General features: G+C 68.1%; 21 protein-coding genes. 5 read left to right on the plus strand and 16 right to left on the minus strand.

The features are described 5' to 3' along the window. Position 1 precedes the first annotated feature (1 nt). Genes ABV606_RS05040 through ABV606_RS05050 form a run of 3 tightly spaced genes read right to left on the minus strand, consistent with a single transcriptional unit; the run spans position 2 to position 3278 of the window. Positions 2-964, minus strand: a complete 963-nt coding sequence (locus ABV606_RS05040) for a PPK2 family polyphosphate kinase (protein WP_353988595.1) — start codon at positions 962-964, stop codon at positions 2-4. 60 nt (positions 965-1024) lie between these two features. Beyond that, positions 1025-2941: a 2-succinyl-5-enolpyruvyl-6-hydroxy-3-cyclohexene-1-carboxylic-acid synthase gene (menD, locus tag ABV606_RS05045; protein ID WP_353988596.1), complete on the minus strand. Its 1917-nt coding sequence runs from the start codon at positions 2939-2941 to the stop codon at positions 1025-1027. 4 nt (positions 2942-2945) lie between these two features. Beyond that, positions 2946-3278 carry a PLD nuclease N-terminal domain-containing protein gene (locus ABV606_RS05050; RefSeq protein ID WP_281488690.1) on the minus strand — a complete coding sequence of 111 codons (333 nt, stop codon included), beginning with the start codon at positions 3276-3278 and terminating at the stop codon, positions 2946-2948. 189 nt (positions 3279-3467) lie between these two features. Between ABV606_RS05050 and ABV606_RS05055 the strand changes: the two genes are divergently transcribed. Continuing rightward, positions 3468-3908 carry a hypothetical protein gene (locus ABV606_RS05055; RefSeq protein ID WP_353988597.1) on the plus strand — a complete coding sequence of 147 codons (441 nt, stop codon included), beginning with the start codon at positions 3468-3470 and terminating at the stop codon, positions 3906-3908. Here ABV606_RS05055 and ABV606_RS05060 read toward each other — a convergent pair. Genes ABV606_RS05060 through ABV606_RS05075 form a run of 4 tightly spaced genes read right to left on the minus strand, consistent with a single transcriptional unit; the run spans position 3879 to position 7596 of the window. After that, positions 3879-4973, minus strand: coding sequence for a 1,4-dihydroxy-2-naphthoate polyprenyltransferase (locus ABV606_RS05060; protein WP_353988598.1), 1095 nt, complete (start codon positions 4971-4973; stop codon positions 3879-3881). The two genes, ABV606_RS05055 and ABV606_RS05060, sit on opposite strands and share 30 nt — an antisense overlap. Before the next feature lie 23 nt (positions 4974-4996). Next, positions 4997-6148, minus strand: coding sequence for an AMP-binding protein (locus ABV606_RS05065; RefSeq protein ID WP_353988599.1), 1152 nt, complete (start codon positions 6146-6148; stop codon positions 4997-4999). Between the two features lie 14 nt (positions 6149-6162). Next, complete coding sequence (locus tag ABV606_RS05070; RefSeq protein ID WP_353988600.1) at positions 6163-7080, minus strand: 1,4-dihydroxy-2-naphthoyl-CoA synthase; 918 nt, start codon at positions 7078-7080, stop codon at positions 6163-6165. 39 nt (positions 7081-7119) lie between these two features. Next, positions 7120-7596, minus strand: a complete 477-nt coding sequence (locus ABV606_RS05075) for a hypothetical protein (RefSeq protein ID WP_353988601.1) — start codon at positions 7594-7596, stop codon at positions 7120-7122. A gap of 44 nt (positions 7597-7640) precedes the next feature. Between ABV606_RS05075 and ABV606_RS05080 the strand changes: the two genes are divergently transcribed. Both ABV606_RS05080 and ABV606_RS05085 read left to right on the plus strand, forming a co-directional pair. Further along, positions 7641-8672, plus strand: coding sequence for an o-succinylbenzoate synthase (locus tag ABV606_RS05080; protein WP_353988602.1), 1032 nt, complete (start codon positions 7641-7643; stop codon positions 8670-8672). A gap of 101 nt (positions 8673-8773) precedes the next feature. Continuing rightward, entirely contained in the window at positions 8774-9175 is a 402-nt protein-coding gene (locus ABV606_RS05085; RefSeq protein WP_353988779.1) for a four-helix bundle copper-binding protein, read from the plus strand. Positions 9176-9262: 87 nt separating this feature from the next. Here the strand turns inward: ABV606_RS05085 and ccsB are convergent, their stop codons facing one another. From ccsB to ABV606_RS05110, 5 genes are read right to left on the minus strand one after another with little or no spacing between them, the layout of a single operon-like run. Continuing rightward, positions 9263-10315, minus strand: coding sequence for a c-type cytochrome biogenesis protein CcsB (gene ccsB, locus ABV606_RS05090; protein WP_353988603.1), 1053 nt, complete (start codon positions 10313-10315; stop codon positions 9263-9265). Beyond that, a complete protein-coding gene (gene resB / locus ABV606_RS05095; RefSeq protein WP_353988604.1) occupies positions 10312-12000 on the minus strand; it encodes a cytochrome c biogenesis protein ResB in 1689 nt (562 codons plus the stop codon). The genes ccsB and resB overlap by 4 nt, the downstream gene beginning before the upstream one ends. Next, on the minus strand, positions 11978-12709 hold the full coding sequence (locus ABV606_RS05100) for a cytochrome c biogenesis CcdA family protein (RefSeq protein ID WP_353988605.1): 732 nt from the start codon (positions 12707-12709) through the stop codon (positions 11978-11980). Before ABV606_RS05100 ends, resB begins: the two co-directional genes overlap by 23 nt. Before the next feature lie 9 nt (positions 12710-12718). Next, complete coding sequence (locus tag ABV606_RS05105) at positions 12719-13312, minus strand: TlpA family protein disulfide reductase (protein WP_353988606.1); 594 nt, start codon at positions 13310-13312, stop codon at positions 12719-12721. Next, complete coding sequence (locus tag ABV606_RS05110; RefSeq protein ID WP_281488701.1) at positions 13309-13947, minus strand: histidine phosphatase family protein; 639 nt, start codon at positions 13945-13947, stop codon at positions 13309-13311. The genes ABV606_RS05105 and ABV606_RS05110 overlap by 4 nt, the downstream gene beginning before the upstream one ends. A gap of 247 nt (positions 13948-14194) precedes the next feature. Here ABV606_RS05110 and aspS point away from each other — a divergent pair, with 247 nt between their 5' ends. Continuing rightward, complete coding sequence (aspS, locus tag ABV606_RS05115; RefSeq protein WP_353988780.1) at positions 14195-15535, plus strand: aspartate--tRNA(Asn) ligase; 1341 nt, start codon at positions 14195-14197, stop codon at positions 15533-15535. 103 nt (positions 15536-15638) lie between these two features. On the opposite strand, the gene ABV606_RS05120 is transcribed toward aspS, so the two are convergent. Together ABV606_RS05120 and ABV606_RS05125 are read right to left on the minus strand one after the other, a co-directional pair. Continuing rightward, a complete protein-coding gene (locus ABV606_RS05120; RefSeq protein ID WP_353988607.1) occupies positions 15639-16073 on the minus strand; it encodes a hypothetical protein in 435 nt (144 codons plus the stop codon). Next, positions 16070-16399: a hypothetical protein gene (locus tag ABV606_RS05125; protein WP_353988608.1), complete on the minus strand. Its 330-nt coding sequence runs from the start codon at positions 16397-16399 to the stop codon at positions 16070-16072. The genes ABV606_RS05120 and ABV606_RS05125 overlap by 4 nt, the downstream gene beginning before the upstream one ends. Before the next feature lie 85 nt (positions 16400-16484). Here ABV606_RS05125 and ABV606_RS05130 point away from each other — a divergent pair, with 85 nt between their 5' ends. Next, positions 16485-17219: an aspartate/glutamate racemase family protein gene (locus tag ABV606_RS05130; protein WP_353988609.1), complete on the plus strand. Its 735-nt coding sequence runs from the start codon at positions 16485-16487 to the stop codon at positions 17217-17219. 77 nt (positions 17220-17296) lie between these two features. Here ABV606_RS05130 and ABV606_RS05135 read toward each other — a convergent pair whose 3' ends face one another. Both ABV606_RS05135 and ABV606_RS05140 read right to left on the minus strand, forming a co-directional pair. Beyond that, positions 17297-18571: a TRAP transporter large permease gene (locus tag ABV606_RS05135; RefSeq protein WP_353988610.1), complete on the minus strand. Its 1275-nt coding sequence runs from the start codon at positions 18569-18571 to the stop codon at positions 17297-17299. 1 nt (position 18572) lies between these two features. Continuing rightward, entirely contained in the window at positions 18573-19154 is a 582-nt protein-coding gene (locus ABV606_RS05140) for a TRAP transporter small permease (RefSeq protein ID WP_353988611.1), read from the minus strand. Positions 19155-19180 lie beyond the last annotated feature (26 nt).

The following is a 19180-nucleotide window of genomic DNA, read 5'->3' on the forward strand; positions in this document are numbered from 1 at the left end:
CTCAGGATGCCTCGAGTCGGCGTCGCTCCGACGCGACATCGAACTCGGCCAGCGGCCACTGCAGTTGAAGACCGCGCAACGTCTCGAGCAGCAGCCCGTGCACGGCATAGCGCGCGAACCACTTGCGATCGGCGGGCACCACGTACCACGGAGCCGCCGCTGTATTGGTGCGATCGATCGCGAGCTCATACGCCCGCATGTAGTCGTTCCAGTACGCGCGCTCGTCGATGTCACCCGGGTCGAACTTCCAATGCTTGTCAGGGCGGTCGAGCCGCTCCCGCAATCGCTCCTTCTGCTCGGCCTTGCTGATGTGGAGCATCACCTTGATGAGCGAGACACCGGCATCCGTCAGCTCGTGCTCGAATTCCACGATCTGCTCGTAACGGCGCTCGACCTCGTCGGGGCGGCTCAACCCCCGCACCCGCTGCACCAGCACGTCTTCGTAGTGCGAACGGTCGAAGACTCCGATCATGCCGGCCGGCGGCAACGCGCGCCGCACCCTCCAGAGGAAGTCATGCTGCCGCTCTTCCTCGGTGGGCGCCTTGAAGGCGGTGATGCGGACGCCCTGCGGGTCGACGGCGCCGATCACATGCCGGAGGATGCCTCCCTTGCCGGCGGTGTCCATCGCCTGCAGCACGAGCAGCACTCGTCTGGTGTCGCCTGTGCGACTGCCCGCGAAGAGCCGCTCCTGCAGATCTGAGAGCTCGTCGTCGGTCGCGCGCATGGCGGCGTCGGCGTCTTCGCGCTCGCCAGTGAAGCCCGGTGTTCCGCGAGGGTCGATCGAGGCGAGGTCGAGGGGCAGCGGGGCGCGGAACAGACGGCGGAAGGCGGATGCCGCTGCGTCGGCGGTGCCGGTGCCGGTCCCGGTGCCGGTCCCGGTGCCGGTCCCGGTGCCGGTCCCGGTCCCGGTGCCGGTTCGATCGTGTGGCAGGTGGTCGCCGCGGATACGGGCCGCATCGCTCATGCGCCGAGCGTAGCCCCGGCATCCGCCGCGGACTATCGCCTGATCACGATCGGGAGGCGATCAGCGCTCGAGCGGCACCTCGATGATCGACAGACGCTCGGGAGCAGTGAGGGCCTGCTCGAGCTCGCCGTAGGTGCGGGCGGTCGTGTGCTGCCAGCCATAGGCTGCGGCGAGCGCAGCGAGGTCCACGCGCTGCGGCGTGTAGAGCACGCGATCGAACGCGCTGCGATCCGCGGATGCCGCCACCTCCAGCCCGTCGAAGATGGTGCCGCCTCCGTCGTTGCCGACGATCAACTGGACCCGCGGGCGGCGCTCGCCCTCTCCGAAGAGCAGCGAGCCGGCGTCGTGCAGCATCGCGAGGTCGCCGAGCAGCACACGCGTGGTGCCGCGGCCGCCTGCCGCCTCGGCGGCGAGCGCGACGCCGATGCCAGTCGCGATCGTGCCGTCGATGCCCGCCAGCCCGCGGTTGGAATGGACGGCGAGCTTCTTGCCCGGCACCACCTCGTCGGCGACGCGGATCAGCCGCGACGCCCCGAGCACCAGCCGGTCGTGCGGCCAGGTCGCGGCCCACACCAGCTCAGCGACCAGTCGACGCGTCAGCGGCCTGCGCACGGCGGCCAGTTCGGCCCGCGCGAACCGAGCTCTGTCAAGACGGTCATACGAGCGGGAGGCATCGACATCCGGTGCGGCGACGGCAGAGTCAGCCGCATCCGCCTCGGCCAGCTCGCGGCCCGCGTGCACCCACTCCGCCGTCCACCGCCGCAGTTGGCGCACGTCGGCCGCGAGCGCAGCGGCGTCGTCTTCGGATGACGAATCGACCACCTCGACGGCGTCGACGAACGACGACACTCGCCGACCCGGGTTGTAGTCGTCGACGCCGGGGGAGCGGACGACGATCGTCTCGACGTCTTCCCGTGCGATGAGCGCGGGCACTTCGCGACTGAGGGTCGGATGCCCGAACACGATGACCCGGCGTACCGCGCCGCCGAACTCCGCGGATTGCAGCAGCCGACGGTATGCCAGCACCAGATTCCGCCCGAAGTGCGCGCCGCTGGCGATCTCAGCCACCAGCGGAGCGTGAAGGGCATGGGCGACAGCCTCGGCCACGGGACCCGCGCGGTGGCCCGCGACGACGATGGTACCCAGCGTCGGAGCGACGGTGGCGATGGATGCGGCAGCAGACGCGGCCGGGGCCTCCGTCGACCGGGCGTGGACGGAGACACCCGCATCGACGGGCGGCAAACCAAGATCGTCGAGCTCGATGGCATCGGCGTCGATCGCGCTCGAGAGCGGCTCGGTGAACGCGAGGTTGGCGTGCACGGGGCCGCCGGCCGACGCGGCGACGAGCTCGCGCGCGAGCGCAGCGGCAGCATCCGTTTCGCCCGGAGCGCCGACCGGCGCATCGAGGTTCCACGCGGCCACCACGGCGGTTCCGAAGATGCCGACCTGGTCGGTGGTCTGGTTGCTGCGGATGCCGCGCAGCTCGGCCGGCCGATCGGCGGTCAGCGCGATCAGCGGAACGCCCGCATGGCGCGCCTCGAGCAGGGCGGGGTGAAGATTCGCGACCGCGGTGCCCGATGTGGTGATGACCGGCACGGGAGAGCGCGACTCCATCGCGAGCCCGAGCGCGAGGAACCCGGCGGCGCGCTCATCGATGCGCACGTGGAGACGCAGTGCCTCGCGTTGCTCGAGCGCTGCGGCTGCCAGTGCAAGCGCTTGGGATCGCGACCCGGGGCTGAGCACCACGTCACGCACCCCGAGACGCACGAGCTCGCTCAGCAGTGAGACGGCGAAGCTCGAGGAGGGAGCCGACGAGGCATCCGCCCGTCGCGCGTCATCGATGCGACGTGATGTCAGGGCAGCAGCGGATCCTTCTGCACGCGAAGCGGATGCCGACCGCTCGCCGCTCGGCGTGTCCACCGCGGTCGACTCGGGCTCGTCGGCCTCGGGGTCGGCCGGTGCGGATGCTCCCGGCATCCGGTCAGTCCTTCGACGAGTCGTCGTCGAGTTCGGCGAGTTCACGCTCCAGCTGCCGAATGCGCTCTTCAGCGGCGAGATCCCGCTCGAGCCCGCCCAGGAATGCAGGGTCGTCGTCTGGCGCGATGAGCCCTGCTCCGCCGCCCCGCTGGCGCCGCGACTTGCCGAAGACCAGCCAGAGTGCGCCGCCGATCGCCGGCAGCAGCACGATGATGAAGACCCAGATCACCTTGTTCAACGCGCGCACGCGAGCGCGGTCGGTGAGAATCAGGTCGATGAGCGCGTAAACGGTGAACGCGACGACGACCACGGCAAGCGCGAACAACAACCGGGCCATCCACTGAGTGTATGCCGAGACGCTGGGGGTGCGCTGGGGCGGTGGGGCGGTGGGGCGTCCGGGGGCACCCGGCCCAGGCGACGGGCACCGCATGGCTGCTCGGCGAAGCCCGGCGCGAGATCGGCAGAGCCCGGTGGCCGGGCTCGAGCGCCGAGCCGGCGTCCAGCGTGCGATCTCTAGACTTGTCGCATGCCTGATCCGGCCGATGCCACGCCTGCCGCCGAGCCCGCGACGAGCGGCGCGACCGCTCCTCGTTCATCCACCAGTCGTTGGGTGATCTACTCGGTGGTGCGCGTCGTCATGTTCGTGGGCGTCTTCGTGCTGCTCTGGGCCCTGGGCATGGATCTGTGGCTCGCCGGCATCGCGACCGCCATCATCACGCTCTGCATCAGCTACATCTTCATCCCGCAACCCAAGCGCGCGCCGCGGGTCGAGAAGCCTGACGTCGACGCCGAGGTCGAAGACGCTGTCATCGCGGATGCCGCAACCCTGAGCCCCGGCGACGACCCGCAGTTCGGAGGCCAACCGGCCGTCGAGCAACCCCCGGCTGCTGCATCGGGCAACGCCTCAGACGCGACTCGAGAGAACGAGCCGACCCCGTCAGAAGGCGATCGCGGCGGCGAGCGCTAGTCCGTACAGCAGCGCGGCAAGGCTCGTCAGCTTCAGCGCGAGCAGCGCTTCGGCCGCTGTCTTGCCCCACACCCCGATGACCGCGGCCGGGATCGCCACGAGGAGCGCCAGGTAGACCAGCGGCGCCCACAGGTAGAACAGCGCGAAGAACACCAGCACGCCGAACGGGGCGAGCACCAGCACCGCGAAGAGCGCTCGCGCGGGGCGATCGCCCATGCGCACGGCAAGGGTCTTCTTGCCGGCCTGCGAGTCGGGCACGCGGTCGCGCAGGTTGTTGATGAGCATCACCGCGGCGGTGAAGAGACCCATCGCGAGCCCGGCGAACCACGATTCGAGGTTCACGCTCCCCAACTGCACGAATGTGGTTCCGGCGGTCGCCACGGGGCCGAAGAAGAGGAACGACACCAGTTCGCCGAGTCCCGCATAGCCGTACGGCCGCTTGCCACCCGTATAGAACCAGGCGGCGAGCAGCGCGAGAGCACCGACCGCGAGCAGCCACCAGAGCTGGGTGAGCACCACGATGGCGAGTCCGCAGGCGGCGCCGAGGGCGAAGCACACCAGGGCGACGGTGAGCACGTGCTTGGGCGCGGCAGCGCCAGACCCGGTGAGCCTGCTCGGTCCCACGCGGAATTGGTCGGTGCCCCGCACACCATCGGAGTAGTCGTTCGCGTAGTTCACGCCGATCTGCAGCAAGACCGCCACCCCGAGGCAGAGCAGCGCGATGGTGAGGTCGAAGCCGCCAGCCACATGGGCTGCGGCCGACCCGAGCGCGACCGGTGCGACCGAGAGCGAGAGGGTGCGGATGCGGGCGCCGGCGACCCAGTCGCGCCAGGTCGCTTTCGCCGGCTGCCGCTTCTGGGCTGCACCCTTCGGCGCGGCGTTGCGTGCGGCGGGGTTGCCGCTGTTGCGGCCCTTGGTGCTCGAGTTCGACTTGGACTTCGCGCTCGTGCCGGCCGCGGTCGAGCCACCGGCCGGGCTCTTCTGCTGCGCCGCCCTCTCCTTCCGGGCGGCGTTCGCCCGGTTGAGCCGGTCGGGATCAATGCGCTGCGGTCTGGGTTTCGCCACGCAGCGATCCTATGGCGAGGCGGTCACGACGACTCCCCCGTTGCGAGACGTTGCGCCTCGCGGCGGTCAGGTTTTCCGGAGGGGAGCAGCGGCATCCGCTCGACCACGACCAGTCGATGAGGCCTCCCTGCCGGCCCCTCCACTGCCTCGACGGCTGCGCGCACTTCGACGAGCGATGACTCGCGTTCGGCGATGACCACCGGCACCTCGCCCCATTCGGCGTGAGTGGCGCGCACGACGACCGCCGTTTCGAGCCCAGGGAGCGATCGCACCACTCGCTCCACCGCGCCGAGCGACACCTTCAAGCCACCCGAGATGATCACGTCATCGAGGCGGCCGGTCACGCGCACGATGCCATCGACGACGTCGCCCGTGTCGCCCGTGCGGTACCAGCCGCCGATGAAGCGGTGAGCGGTGAGCGCGGAGTCATCGAGGTAGCCCTCGGCGAGCGTCGGTCCGCTGATCCAGAGTTCCCCATCGACTGCACGCACGTCCACTCCGTCGAGGGGGCGGCCGTCGTAGATGCAGCCGCCGCTGGTCTCGCTGGCGCCGTAGGTGCGGACGAGACGGATGCCGAGGGCATGTGCCCGGTCGACAAGGCGCGCCGGGGTGGCCTGCCCGCCGACGAGCACCGCCTCGAACGCGACGAGCGACTCGTGCGCCCGCTCGTCGTCGAGCAACCGGGCGAGTTGCACCGGCACGAGCGAGACGTAGCGGCGCTCGTGCTCGAGGGCGGCTGCAGCAACCATGAAGCGATCGACGTCGAAGTGCGTGCCCTCCATTCGCACGGGCTCTGTGCCGGCGGCGATCGATCGCACCAGCACGTTGACCCCAGCGATGTAGTGCTCAGGCAGGCACAGGAGCCACTGACCCGGGCCGCCGATGCGCGCATCGGCCGCGGACGCCGACGCGAGCAGCGCTCGGGCGCTGAGCGCGACCCGCTTCGAATCGCCGGTCGAACCCGAGGTCTCGACGACGAGGGCGACCGGATCGTCGACCATGGCGGGCACATCACTCGGAGGCGCGAGCGCTGCGTCGACGTGATCGATCGCAGCGCTGCCGCCGAGATCGATCGAGGCGCGCGGACGGGGCAGCACCGCTGGCCCACCCGCCAACGCCTCGCGCAGCGCCGGCAGCACGTTGCCGTCGGCGACGATCCGCAGCGGTCGCGACATGCGGGTGCCCTCGCTCAGTACTGCCAGGGGAAGGGCGACCAGTCGGGGTCGCGCTTCTCGAGGAACGCGTCGCGGCCCTCGACCGCCTCATCAGTTCCGTAGGCGAGCCGAGTGGCTTCGCCGGCGAACACCTGCTGACCGACCAGCCCGTCGTCGACGGCGTTGAACGCGAACTTCAGCATGCGCACCGCGGTGGGCGACTTCGTGAGGATCTTCTGCGCCCAGTGATAGGCGGTCGCTTCGAGCTCGGCGTGCGGCACCACCGCGTTCACGGCGCCCATCTCATAGGCCCGTCTCGCCGAGTACTCCTCGGCGAGGAAGAACACCTCCCGGGCGAACTTCTGACCGATCTGGCGCGCGAAGTACGCGCTGCCGTAGCCGGCGTCGAACGAGCCGACATCAGCATCCGTCTGCTTGAACCGGCCGTGCTCCTCCGACGCGATCGTCAGGTCGCATACGACGTGCAGCGAGTGACCGCCGCCGGCTGCCCACCCCGGCACAGCAGCGATGACCACCTTCGGCATGAAGCGGATCAAGCGCTGCACCTCGAGGATGTGCAGGCGACCCACTGCTGCGCGATGCGCACCCTCGACGACGGCCGTCTCGGCATCCGAGTACTTGTAGCCGTCGCGTCCGCGGATGCGCTGGTCGCCACCCGAGCAGAATGCCCAGCCGCCGTCCTTCGGGCTCGGACCGTTGCCGGTAAGCAGCACCACGCCGATGCGCGGGTTCTGGCGGGCATCGTCGAGCGCGGCGTAGAGCTCGTCGACCGTGTGCGGGCGGAACGCGTTGCGCACCTCTGGGCGATTGAACGCGATGCGGGCGACCCGGCCGTCGACGTCATGGTGGTACGTGATGTCGGTGAGCGCGCCGAAGCCCGGCGCATCGCGCCAGAGCTCGGGATCGAAGAGTTCAGAGACCGCCGGTGCCATGCCGCAAGCCTAATCAGCCGCGAGCAGCGAGAGCCTCGGTCAGTATGGCGTGAGCGACGAGGCGCCAGACACGAGCGTGAAGAGCACGAACGGGTTGGTGATGAGGCCGAGCACGATGCCGACCGCTCCCGCAACGCGAGACCAGCCCGCGATCACCGAGACCGTTCCGGTCACGGCGGCGAGCCCACTGACTGCCACGGCAGTCCACAGCAGCGCGGTCGTGAGCAATGCTGCAGCGGGCGCGAGTTGCGCGTTCGCCGGAGCGATCGCGTAGATGGCGACGACCAAGCCCGCAGCAATCGCGCTCAGCAGGATCGCGGCCCAGCCGAGCCATTTGCGCTTCCGCGCACGCCGGCGCGAACGATACGTCGTCCGCGGTTCTGGCTCTGCGTCCAGCTGCGGATACACGCCATCGGGGGCCGGCTGGTGCGGATACGCGGCCGTGGTGAACTCGTCGTCGGAACGCTCGGTCGCGTGAGGCGTGCGGCTGCTGCTGCCTGCGACGTCGAAGCTCATGCAACTCACCGTACCGGCGGCGGCCGCCCTGTTAGGGTCGCAGCGTGCCCCAGCCGGATGCCGGCGCGCTCGTCTCGCGCCCTCTGCCGCCGCTCCGCGAGCTGCTCGCCGAGGCGCGAGTTGTCGCCCTCCCGCTGCGCACCCGCTTCCGGGGCATCGACACGCGTGAAGCGCTGCTCATGCAAGGCCCTCAGGGGTGGACCGAGTTCTCGCCGTTCGTCGAGTACGACGATGCCGAGTCAGCCGCCTGGCTCGCTGCCGCGATCGACTTCGGATGGAGCGCACCCCTCCCGCAGCGGCGTGGGTCGATTCCAGTGAACGCCACGTTGCCTGCCGTGCGAGCCGAGGACGTCGCCGAAGTGCTCGCTCCGTTCGGCGCCTGCCGTACCGTGAAGGTCAAGGTCGCAGAGCCCGGGCAGTCGCTCGCTGATGACCTTGAGCGGGTGGCGGCCGCCCGTGAGGTAGTCGGCCCGACCGGCCGTGTGCGCATCGATGCGAATGGCGCCTGGAGCGTCGATGAGGCCGCGATCGCTGTGCGCGCGCTCGCGGAGTTCGACCTGGAGTATGCCGAGCAGCCATGCCGCACGGTCGCCGAACTGGCGGAGCTCCGGCGACGGCTCGACGGCGCCGTCGCCATCGCAGCGGATGAGAGCGTGCGCAAAGCCGATGACCCGCTGAGGGTGGCCGGGGCCGGGGCCGCAGACATCGTGGTCGTCAAGGCGCAACCGCTCGGCGGCATCCGTGCTGCCCTCAGCCTGATCGAGGCTGCGGGGCTTCCGGCCGTCATTTCGAGCGCTCTCGACACCTCTGTCGGGCTCTCAATGGGCGCTCACCTGGCTGCAGCCATGCCCACGCTGCAGTTCGACTGCGGCCTCGGCACGGCCGCATTGCTCGCGGCCGACGTCGCCCGGCATCCGCTCATGCCGTCGGGCGGGGCGATCGAGGTGCGCCGGATCGACGCGGATGCCGAATTGCTCGACGAGCACGCGGCCGACGATGCGCGCCGCGAGTGGTGGTTCGAGCGACTGCGTCGCTGCCACTCCGTCCTCGCCAGCCAGCCGCCGGCCGCACGCTGAGCGCCGCCACAGAAGATCTTTCGAGCTCCTTGCCCGTCCGCATGCCGGGGGTACGCTCCGACGCACCGCGAACCAACGGAAGCGAAGGAGTGCTCATGTCGATGTCGATGGTGGAACGAATGCTCGACGCTCGTCCGGCCGGACCCGGCGAGTTGGACCGGGCCGCGTTGGTCGAATGCATCGAGGCGTGTCTCGAGTGCGCGTTCGCGTGCGCCTCGTGCGCCGACGCCTGTTTGAGCGAATCGATGGTCGACCAGCTCGTGGAGTGCATTCGCACCGATCTGGACTGCGCGGAAGTGTGCGCGACGACCGCGTCGGTGCTCAGCCGCCGGAGCGCCGACACCACGATCATGCGCGCGGTGCTGGAAGCGTGCCGCGCGGCGTGCGCGGCGTGTGCCGCCGAGTGCGCCAAGCACGCGGATATGCATGAGCACTGCCGCGCCTGCGCCGAGGCGTGCCGTCGCTGTGAGACGGCATGCGCGGCGCTGCTCAGCACCCTCTGACTGCGCGCTCCAGCCGCGGGCTCGGATAGCGCGCTCGAACCGGGAACCATCAGCCGCCTTCGGTCGAGCGCGCTGCGGTGGGTGGGTCTACAGGCCTGAGTAGGCGTGCAGTCCCTTGAAGAAGAGGTTCACGACGGTGTAGTTGAACAGGATCGCACTGAAGCCGATGATGGCGAGCCAGGCGGATCGGTTACCGCGCCAGCCGCGCGTCGCGCGCGCGTGGATGTAGCCGGCGTAGAGCACCCAGACGATGAACGTCCACACCTCCTTGGTGTCCCAGCCCCAGTACCGGCCCCACGCGCGCTCCGCCCAGACGGCGCCGGCAATGAGCGTGAACGTCCAGAAGATGAAGCCGACGATGTTCAGCCGGTATGCGAGGTTCTCAAGGCGCTCGGCGCTCGGCAGCGAGCGAAGGAATCGCAGCTTCACCGCCTGCAGCTCGAGCGAGAGCAGCTCTCGCCGGTACTGCAGCAGTTGCACGATCGACAGGGCGAACCCGAGGGCGAGGAACCCGGTCGCGAGTGAGGCGACGAACACGTGGATGACCAGCCACGGCGACTGCAGCGCCGGGGGAAGCGGGATGACGCTCACGTAGAACCCGACGGTCGAGACGCCGAGGATCAGTACCGACAGCCCGATCACGAAGGTGCCGAGGAAGCGCAGGTCCTGCTTCACCTGCACCGCGATGAACACGCCGACGATGATGAGCGTCATCGTGAGCGAGAACTCGTACATGTTCGCCCACGGCACTCGCCCGGCCGCGATGCCGCGCAGCACATCCGCCGCGAGGTGGATGAGGAATCCGAGCACGGTCAGCGAGAACCCGACCTTCAGGCTCGGCGAGCCCTTCTCGCGGCCCTCGCGCACCGCCCGGACTGCTCCCTCGCCGCGGCGCTCGGCCGCAGTCGTTCGCGCGACGGTGGCGGTCGGAGCGGTACCGATCGCGGCGCCCACCGAGCTCGAGCGCGCGGCAGGGGCACCCCCGGCATCCGTCGCGACGAGACCGTCGATCTTCGCCGGCTTGTCGGCCGACCGCCTCGCCAGGTCGAGGGCGTACGAGATGAAGGCGAGGGTGTAGACGGCCATCGCCGAATACACCAGCACCAGAGAGATGGTGTCGAGTTCTGCGTTGACGTTCATCGCTTGCTCCTGCTCTCGAGCTCTGCTTCATGCCGTGCGGCGAGGTCTTCGACCGCTTGATCGAGCGTCGGGTCTTCGCCGCGAGCGAGTCCCGCGTATTCGAGGGTGGTACGCCCGTCGGCTGCAACGGTGGCCTTGACCCAGAGACGGCGGCGAGGCACGAAGAGTGCGGCGGCCAGGCCGCCGACCACAAGCACTGAGAAGATCAGCACCCAGAGCTGGGTCGGGTCGTGGTGGATGTCGAGGCTGACGAAGCGTTTGAGCTCGGTGAATTCTACTGCGCCCAGCCCATCGGGAAGCTCCACGCGTTCGCCCGGGCGCAACTCGATCGCCGCAGCGTCGGCTTCACCTCCGGCGGCCGGCGTCATGCCATCAGTGTCCAAGGCATATACCGATCGCGGAATACCCTCGTTGATCCCGAGATCGCCGCTGAAGACGTTGAAGGTGAGCAGCGGATCACCGGGCTGGGGGTGCGCCGACGCATACGCGCCCGTGTGCTGCTCGACAGCCCACGGGTAGAAGAACCCGACGAGGCCGAGTTGCTCCGGAACAGCATCCGGCACCTTCACCACGCCGAGGCTCGTGAGATTGCCGTCTTGAGGGAGGAACGGAACAGCCTGCGAGAACGCCACTTCGCCCGAACTGTCGTACACCGTGACCACGGGGGCGTAGCCGTTGCCGAGCAGATAGGCGTTGTTGCCCGCGATGTGGAGAGGCTCGTTCACCTTGGCATTCGCCTCAACGGGCTCCTCACCTCGCACCTTGGTCGTGAGATGCGCCTCGTAGTCGAGCGGCACAGCGGCGCCCGTGGTCTGATCGATGCCGTACTGCGCGTCGAAGCTGTCGAGCGTGATCGTGTACGGAGTGAGCGACGACTCGTCGAAGAAGCGACCCGGGTTGAACGAGTCATAGCCGGCGAGCACGTTGGTGAACGATTGGCCCTCGACGATGACCTTCTGGCCGTTGTAGCCGAAGCCGCTGATGATGCCCACAGCGAAGAGCACGCCGACCATCGCCGCGTGGAAGACGAGGTTGCCCGTCTCGCGCAGGTACCCACGCTCGGCTGACACCGAATAGGTCGCGGCGCCCCGCGCCTCGGAGTCGTATCGCTCCACGCGGTATCCGAGCTTGCGCAGGAGCGCGCCGGCCTCGGAGACCGCCGTCTCAGGATCTGCGTCGCTGACTGCGCTGCGGTAGCCGGCGAGCCGCTGCAGCCGCGCGGGAGTGCGCGGAGGGCGCGCGCGGAGTGCCTGCCAGTGATGCCTGGTGCGCGGGACGATGCAGCCGATGAGCGAGATGAACAGCAGCAGGTAGATCGACGAGAACCAGACCGAGCTGTAGACGTCGAACATCTGCAGTCCATCGAGCACCGGGAAGAGTTCGGGGTGGTCGGCCTTGTACTGCACCACGCCGTTGGGGTCGGAGGTGCGCTGCGGCACGAGCGAGCCGGGCACCGCGGCGACCGCGAGCAGCAGCAGCAGCAGCAGCGCGGTACGCATGCTCGTCAGCTGGCGCCAGGCGAAACGCAACCAGCCGACGAGGCCGAGCTTCGGCTGCGTGATGTCGCCGGGGGCTGAGCGCTCGGCATCCGTTCGCCGTGGATCCGTCGACGATCTCTCGTCGTCCGGATCGGCGAGGCCTCGCGCTCCAGCGTCGACATAGTCAGAGGGGCGTGACGGTTGCATCGATCACCCCCTGGAGTTGCAGCATGATGGCCTGCCACACGCCCGAGACCATGAGCAGCCCCATGACGATGAGCAGCGCGCCACCGATGAGGTTGATGGTGCGCACATTCCGTCTGAGGAATGCCATGGAGCGGCTGGCCCAGCCGAGGCCGAGCGCGACCAGCAGGAACGGGATGCCGAGACCGAAGCAGTAGGCAGCGCCGATGAGCGCCGCGCGACCGGGGCTCTGGCCGAGGGCGAGCGTCGACACGGCCGCGAGCACCGGGCCCATGCACGGCGACCAACCGACGGCGAATACCGCACCGAGCAGCGGTGCGCCCGCGAGGCCGGTCGTGGGCCGCCACGTGGGCTTGAAAGTGCGCTGCAGGAACGTCACCTGGCCGATGAAGACGACGCCCATGAGCAGCACGACCACACCTGCGATCCGCAGGATGAGATCGCTGTACTGGAAGAAGAAGACGCCAACCGAGCCGACGAGCACGAAGAAGCCGAGGAACACGATGCTGAAGCCGGCGATGAACAATGCGGCGCCGGCGGCCATGCGCCCGCGCCGGGCGTCAGCGGCATCCGTGATGCCGGTCACGTAGGCGAGATAACCGGGCACCAGTGGCAGCACGCAGGGCGAGGCGAATGCGATGAGCCCCGCGAGCACCGCGATGGGAAGCGCAAGCAGCAGACTGCCGCTCGCGATGATCTCGCCCGCGCCCACCGAGGCCGCCTAGCTGTTCTCGGCGAGGGTGTCGGCGATGAGGGTGCCCAGCACCGACTTATCGGCGAGGCCGTTGATGCGCGCGGCCACTCTGCCCTCGCGGTCGAGCACGAGCGTCGTGGGCACGGCCTTCGGCTGTACCTTGCCGGCGAATGCCAGCATCGCCGACTGCTCCGATTCGGTCTCGATGATCGAGGGGTACTCGATGCCGTAGGTGCGCGCGAACGCGAGCGCCCCCTCGGTGGAGTTGTACAGGTTCACTCCGAGGAACTCGACACCGTCGGGCTGGTGCTCCTCGTACAGCGCCTGCAGATCGGGCGCCTCGACACGGCACGGTGCGCACTCGGCGTACCAGAAGTTCACGACGAGCACCTCGCCGGCGAAGTCGTCGCTCGAGACGGTGGTTCCGGCATCCGTGCTGCCTGCGAAGTCGATGGGCTCGCCGCGGTCGCCGATCGCGAACTCGTTGATGGTGCCATCGCCCGAGATATAGCCCTTGTCGGAGCCCGCACGGTACTGCTCGGCGAGCGGGTCGCTGGAGCATCCGGCAAGCAGGGTCGTCAGAGCGACCGCGGCAGCGGCGAAGGCGAGTCGAGACGTCACACGGCTCCAAGATCGACGGATGCTGCGAGCAATTCTCTCGCCGGATCCTGATAGTTCACCTCGGCGAAACGGTCGCCACGACGCTCGAAGGTGGTGATGCTCGACAGGCTGCACCGACGCCTGCGGGGGTCGTGCCAGAGCCGCTGGCCGGTGATGGCGCGGTGAGCGAGCCAGATCGGCGACTGGTGGCTCACCATGACGACCTCGCCGTCCTCTGTCTCGTCGAGGGCACTGTTCATCGCCGCGATCATGCGCGCGGCGATGCTGGTGAACGGCTCGCCCCAGCTGGGCCGGAACGGGTTGACCACCCAGGGCCAGGCCTGCGGACGAACCAGCACCTGCGGACCGAACTCGAAGGTCTTGCCCTCGAAGCGGTTGGTGGGCTCGATGAGGCGGTCGTCGGTCTGGATCGGCAGCTCGAACTTCTCCGCCCACGGAGCAGCCGACTCCTGGGCGCGCTGCAGCGGGCTCGCATAGAGCGCCGTGATGTCGTGACCGTCGAGCGCCTCCGCGGCGAGCGCGGCCATGCGATGCCCGAGCTCCGAGAGGTGAAACCCGGGGATGCGCCCGTAGAGGATGCGCTGCGGGTTGTGCACCTCGCCGTGCCGAACCAGATGAACCAACCGAGCTGCCACGGCGCCAAGTCTAGGCGGCACGTGCTTGGCGGAAGCCTGCGTGCGCTCGGGCGGCGGCTCGGGACGCACGCTGCTGCTGCTGCTGCTGCTGCTGGTGGTGCTGCTGCTGCTGCTGCTGCTGCTGCTGCTGCTCGATAGTGTGCGCGCCACCTGCGGGCGTCTGCGCCAGCTGGACGTGGCGCAGACGTCTGTAACTGGCGCGGAGGTGGGGGTGTCAGCGGGAGGTCGGCAAGTAGACTCGGATGCCGTGACCGAACGCATCCTGATCAAGCACCTGGCCGCGCGCGAAGACGGCCCCGTGACCGTCTCGGGATGGGTCGATACGGTGCGCGATCAGAAGAAGGTGCAGTTCATCGTGCTGCACGACGAATCCGGTGCGCTGCAGCTCGTGAACCCCGCCGTCCGCGAGGTCGACCCCGACGACGCCGCGTCGGCCGGCCGCCACGAGATCACCGAGACGATCTCGGGCCTCAGCCAGGGCAGCTTCATCACGGTGACCGGTGAGCTCAAGCACGACGAGCGTGTGAAGCTCGGCGGCATCGAGGTGAAGATCGGCACGCTCGAGGTGGTGAGCCACGCGGTTCCCGAGTCGCCGATCGCCGACGACTCGAGCATCGACAAGCGACTCGACTGGCGCTTCATCGACCTGCGCCGCCCCGAGCAGAACCTGATCTTCCGCGTGCAGACTACGTTCGAGCACGCACTGCGCACGTACTGGATCGAGCACGACTTCATCGAGATCCACACCCCGAAGCTCATGGCGTCGGCATCCGAGTCGCGGGCCGAACTGTTCGAGGTCGGCTACTTCGACGACACCGCGTACCTGGCGCAGAGCCCCCAGTTCTTCAAGCAGATGGCCCAGCCCGCCGGCTTCGGCAAGGTGTTCGAGATCGGGCCCGCGTTCCGCGCCGACCCGTCGTTCACCTCTCGGCACGCGACCGAGTTCACGTCGATCGACACCGAGGTGAGCTGGATCAGCAGCCACGAAGACGTGATGCGCCTGCACGAAGAGCTCATGGTGGCCGGCATCCGCGCCGTCAAGGAGAAGCACGGCGAAGAGATCGAGCAGCGCTTCGGCGTGACGATCGAAGTGCCGACGACACCGTTCCCGCGGATTCCGCTGGCCGAGGCGAAGCAGATCGTCGCCGAGCGCGGCTACGTCGTCCCTCGTCACGACGACGACATGGACCCTGAGGGCGAGCGGCAGATCGCGGCGTACGTGAAGGAGAAGTACGGCCACGACTTCGTCTTCCTGACCGACTACGCGTCGAGCATCCGGCCGTTCTACCACATGCGCAACGCCGACGATCAGGGGATCACCAACAGCTACGACCTCGTCTACCACGGCGTCGAGATCTCGACCGGCGCGCAACGCGAGCACCGCATCGACGTGCTCACGACCCAGGCGAAGGAGAAGGGCCTCGACCCCGAGGAGCTCGGCTTCTACCTTGACTTCTTCCGCTACGGCGTGCCGCCGCACGGCGGGTTCGGCATGGGACTCGCTCGGGTGCTGATGCTCATGCTGGGGCTCAACTCGATCCGCGAGGTGACCTACCTCTTCCGCGGGCCGAACCGCCTGCTGCCCTAACGGCCACGAACCACGAAGCGCCCCGCGCCGGAATCATCCGGGCGGGGCGCTTCGGTCGGGTCGCGGCGCGGCCCTCCGAGAGCTGGAACCTCGGCGGCTCGTTTCAGTCGAGCGGGAGGGGTGCGTTCGCGCTGTCGAGGTGCTCGACGGTGGTGAAGATGAGGTCTTCGTCGCCGATGTTCTGGATGTCGTGGAGCAGGAACTCTCCCTCTCCGAACGAGTAGTGCCGTGTCTCCCCCTGCGGGTACTCCACGATCCGCGTCGTGCCGTCGGCGGTGTGCTGCAGGCTCTTCCCTGCGGTGACGGCGGTCCAGAAGTAGTCGAGCACGTGGCGGTGCACGTGCCACCGCTGCCCAGGTGCGAGGTGGATCTCCCACACCCGCACGCGCTCGTTCTCGCTCAACAGCCGTGAACCCACGTGGCCGTCGAACTCATAGCGCTCGAAGTCGGCCTTGACCTCGTCGGACCAGCCTTCGAAGTTCTCGGCGACGAGTTCTCCTGCGAGGGCGATGTCACTCGGGAGGTTGCTCGAGATCATGCGCCCTGCTCCTCCATCTGCTTCACCGGGAGTTCCTCGAGCACACGCACTTCGAGCGACTCGACGAACTTGCCCCGCACGTCGCCGAGCGCCACACGAGGGGGGTTCGAGAAGAACTCGTTCTCCTGCCGCTCGACGCTATCGGCCGATTCGAACTGCCGGATCCACACGAACTCGTCGGGGTCCGCGGTGTTCCGCGAGGCGAAGGGCACCGGGATGCCCACCTCATGGTGCAGCGGGACGAGTTTGTCGTGGAACAGTTCAAGCCACTCGTCCATCAGTCCTTGCCGTATGCGATAGATCCGCAATTGGGAGACCAGGGCCATCGCGAACAACTCCTTCGTCGTCAATCAGCGCCGGGGCTCATGCCCGGTGAACTAGTGTATTCAGAGTAACAGGTCATCAGAGGAGATGAGTACTTTGCTCGAGGAAGAGAAACGCCCGGATTCCCCGTCGGAGAACCAGCAGGCGCCGTACGCCGCGCCCTACGAAGGGAAGCGAATCGCGTTCGTCCACACCCTGGGGGCGCTGGCGCCCGTGTTCGATCAACTGGTCGCTGAGCACCTCCCCGGGGCAGTTGCCACCCATGTCGTCGATGACGGCTTCTACGAGGCCGAGTTCGCGGTGGGCGCGCTCGACGAGACGGAGCAGCGCCGCTTGGTCGAGCATCTGAACCATGGCGAGGCTGCCGAAGCCGACATCTCGGTGGTGACGTGCTCGTTCCTGGGCACCTACGTCGACGAGCTCGCGCATGAGGCGAACGGCTCGTGGCTGCGCATCGACCTCGCGATGGCGGAAGCCGCCTTGGCGATCGGCGACCGCATCGGTGTGCTCGCGACTGCGGAATCGTCATACCGCTCGACGGTGCAATTGCTGGAGCGTCTCGCCAGCGAAGCAGGGCGCGAGGTGCAGCTCAGCGCACACCTGGTCGAAGGCGCGTTCACCGCGTTGGAGCGCGGCGACCTCGACACCCACAACTCGGCGGTCGCGGATGCGATCGCGTCGGTGCAGGGCGAGGTCGATGTCATCGTGCTCTCGCAGGCTTCGATGGCCCAGGCGATCGCGACCATGACCGAGCAGCCGACCGTGCCGGTGCTGACGAGCCCGGTGCTGTGCTTCGAGCGGCTGCGCGAACTGCTCGCGTAACGCACTCTCGTACGAGCAAGAGGGCGGATGCCGCGGCTTCGAACCGCGGCATCCGCCCTCTTGTGTATCGGCTCCGGTCAGAACCCGAGCAGCCCGGGCAGCCAGGTCGTCAGAGCCGGCACCGCCGTGATCAGTGCCAGCACCGCGAGCATCGGAATGTAGAACGGCACGACACCCTTGATGATCCGTTTCACTGGGATGTTCGTGACGTTCGACAACACGAACAGCACCAATCCGACGGGCGGCGTCAAGAGCCCGAGCATGAGGTTGAACACGATCACCATGCCGAAGTGCATCGGATCGATCTGCATCACCATCGCGACCGGCCACAGCACCGGCACGAGGATCAGGATCGCGGCGACCGGGTCGATCAGCGCGCCGACGAACAGCAGCAGCAGATTGACCAGGACCAGGAACACGATCGGATCGCTCGTGAACGACGTGATCAGCTCCGCGGCTTTCTGCGGCGCCTGCTCGCGAGCGAGAATCCAGCCGAACAGCGCGGCCGGCGCGACGATCAGCAGCACCGCACCGACGGTCTCGACCGTCGTGGTGAGGATCGCCTTGATGTTGCCCCAGCCGAGCTGCTTGTAGAACAGCGCGAGCACCAGCATGTACGCGACACCTGCGGCTGCCGCTTCAGTCGGGGTGACGACGCCGGCGAGGATGCCGCCGAGGATGATCACGCCCGCTCCGAGCGCAGGGATGCCTCCTGCTGCGGTACGCACACGCTGAGCCATCGGCGTGCGAGGAAGCCGGAGGTCTTCGCGCTTGCGAGCGTAAACCCACACGCAGAGGCAAAGCACCGTGACCAACAGCAGCCCGGGCACGATCGCCGCGATGAAGAGCGACCCGACCGAGATGCTGGCGGTGACCGCGAGGATGATCGCGGGGATGCTCGGCGGAATGATCGGCGCGATCAGCGCTGCGGATGCTGTGACGCCCACCGTAAAGCCTTCGGAGTACCCGCGGCGCACCATGGCCGGCACCTGCACCTTGCCGAGGGCTGCCGCGTCGCCCAGGGCCGAACCGCTCATCCACGCGAATGCGAAGCTCGTGAAGACGTTGACGTAGCCGAGACTGCCTCGCACCCGACCGAACACGGCGGTTGCCGCTTCGAACAACCGATCGGCAATGCCCGTCACGTTCACGACGTTGCCGAGCATGATGAACAACGGCACAGCGAGCAGCGGGAAGCTGTTCACACCCGCGATGGTCTGCTGCACGAGCACGTTGATGGCTGTGCGGCCCTCGATCGTGAAGTAGATGAGCGAGGGGATCAGCAGCGAGAACGCGACTGGGACCCGGAGGAACAGCAGGACGACGAGAACGCCCACCATCATCAGCAACATGTCAGGCTCCCACTCGGCTCAGGTCGACGTCTTCTTCGAATTGCGCGGGGTGCCGCAGCGCGAGCACGATGTTCACGATCGCGTGAGCCGCCATGAGCACCCACGACACGATGCAGATCGAGTAGACCAGCGTCATCGGGAGGCCGGTGACCGGTCCATTGAGCCTCGTCGAGACGCCGACGAGCGCGATCGATCCCCAAGCCATGACGCCGCAGCCGGCCACGACAACGACTCCGGCCAGTGCTTCGACGATCGAGACCGCTCTTGCGCCGATGCGCTTGGCACCGAAGAGCACTACAACAATGTGACGGCGGCGCGCCATGACGAAGGTTGCCGAGGCGAAGACGAGCCAGATGAAGAGGAAGCGCGAGAGCTCCTCCGACCAAGGCAGGGGCGCCCCCATCACATAGCGGCTGAATACCTGGATGAGGATGAGAACGAAGACAACGGCCATCAGCACGCAGCTGACGATGACCTCGGCGCGCACGAGCATGCCGTAGGCCCGGGACTTCGTCTCGGGGTAGTACGGGCTCGCCGGATCGAGCGCCGTTTGAGGGGTATCGCCCTCATAGTCGAGTGTCATCGCGATACTCCTTCGTAGGTCGCGGG

The sequence above is a fragment of the Ruicaihuangia caeni genome (assembly GCF_040536845.1).
GTDB lineage: Bacteria > Actinomycetota > Actinomycetes > Actinomycetales > Microbacteriaceae > Ruicaihuangia > Ruicaihuangia caeni.

What these genes read in the sequence shown, in the direction of transcription:
- ABV606_RS05075 (WP_353988601.1), bottom strand. Translation starts at nt 7,596, where the DNA reads ATGAGCTTCGACGTCGCAGGCAGCAGCAGCCGCACGCCTCACGCGACC.
- ABV606_RS05120 (WP_353988607.1), bottom strand. Translation starts at nt 16,073, where the DNA reads ATGATCTCGAGCAACCTCCCGAGTGACATCGCCCTCGCAGGAGAACTC.
- ccsB (WP_353988603.1), bottom strand. Translation starts at nt 10,315, where the DNA reads ATGAACGTCAACGCAGAACTCGACACCATCTCTCTGGTGCTGGTGTAT.
- ABV606_RS05135 (WP_353988610.1), bottom strand. Translation starts at nt 18,571, where the DNA reads ATGTTGCTGATGATGGTGGGCGTTCTCGTCGTCCTGCTGTTCCTCCGG.
- ABV606_RS05130 (WP_353988609.1), top strand. Translation starts at nt 16,485, where the DNA reads ATGAGTACTTTGCTCGAGGAAGAGAAACGCCCGGATTCCCCGTCGGAG.
- ABV606_RS05140 (WP_353988611.1), bottom strand. Translation starts at nt 19,154, where the DNA reads ATGACACTCGACTATGAGGGCGATACCCCTCAAACGGCGCTCGATCCG.
- ABV606_RS05125 (WP_353988608.1), bottom strand. Translation starts at nt 16,399, where the DNA reads ATGGCCCTGGTCTCCCAATTGCGGATCTATCGCATACGGCAAGGACTG.
- resB (WP_353988604.1), bottom strand. Translation starts at nt 12,000, where the DNA reads ATGCAACCGTCACGCCCCTCTGACTATGTCGACGCTGGAGCGCGAGGC.
- menD (WP_353988596.1), bottom strand. Translation starts at nt 2,941, where the DNA reads ATGCCGGGAGCATCCGCACCGGCCGACCCCGAGGCCGACGAGCCCGAG.
- ABV606_RS05040 (WP_353988595.1), bottom strand. Translation starts at nt 964, where the DNA reads ATGAGCGATGCGGCCCGTATCCGCGGCGACCACCTGCCACACGATCGA.
- ABV606_RS05070 (WP_353988600.1), bottom strand. Translation starts at nt 7,080, where the DNA reads ATGGCACCGGCGGTCTCTGAACTCTTCGATCCCGAGCTCTGGCGCGAT.
- ABV606_RS05055 (WP_353988597.1), top strand. Translation starts at nt 3,468, where the DNA reads ATGCCTGATCCGGCCGATGCCACGCCTGCCGCCGAGCCCGCGACGAGC.
- ABV606_RS05085 (WP_353988779.1), top strand. Translation starts at nt 8,774, where the DNA reads ATGTCGATGGTGGAACGAATGCTCGACGCTCGTCCGGCCGGACCCGGC.
- ABV606_RS05050 (WP_281488690.1), bottom strand. Translation starts at nt 3,278, where the DNA reads ATGGCCCGGTTGTTGTTCGCGCTTGCCGTGGTCGTCGTCGCGTTCACC.
- ABV606_RS05065 (WP_353988599.1), bottom strand. Translation starts at nt 6,148, where the DNA reads ATGTCGCGACCGCTGCGGATCGTCGCCGACGGCAACGTGCTGCCGGCG.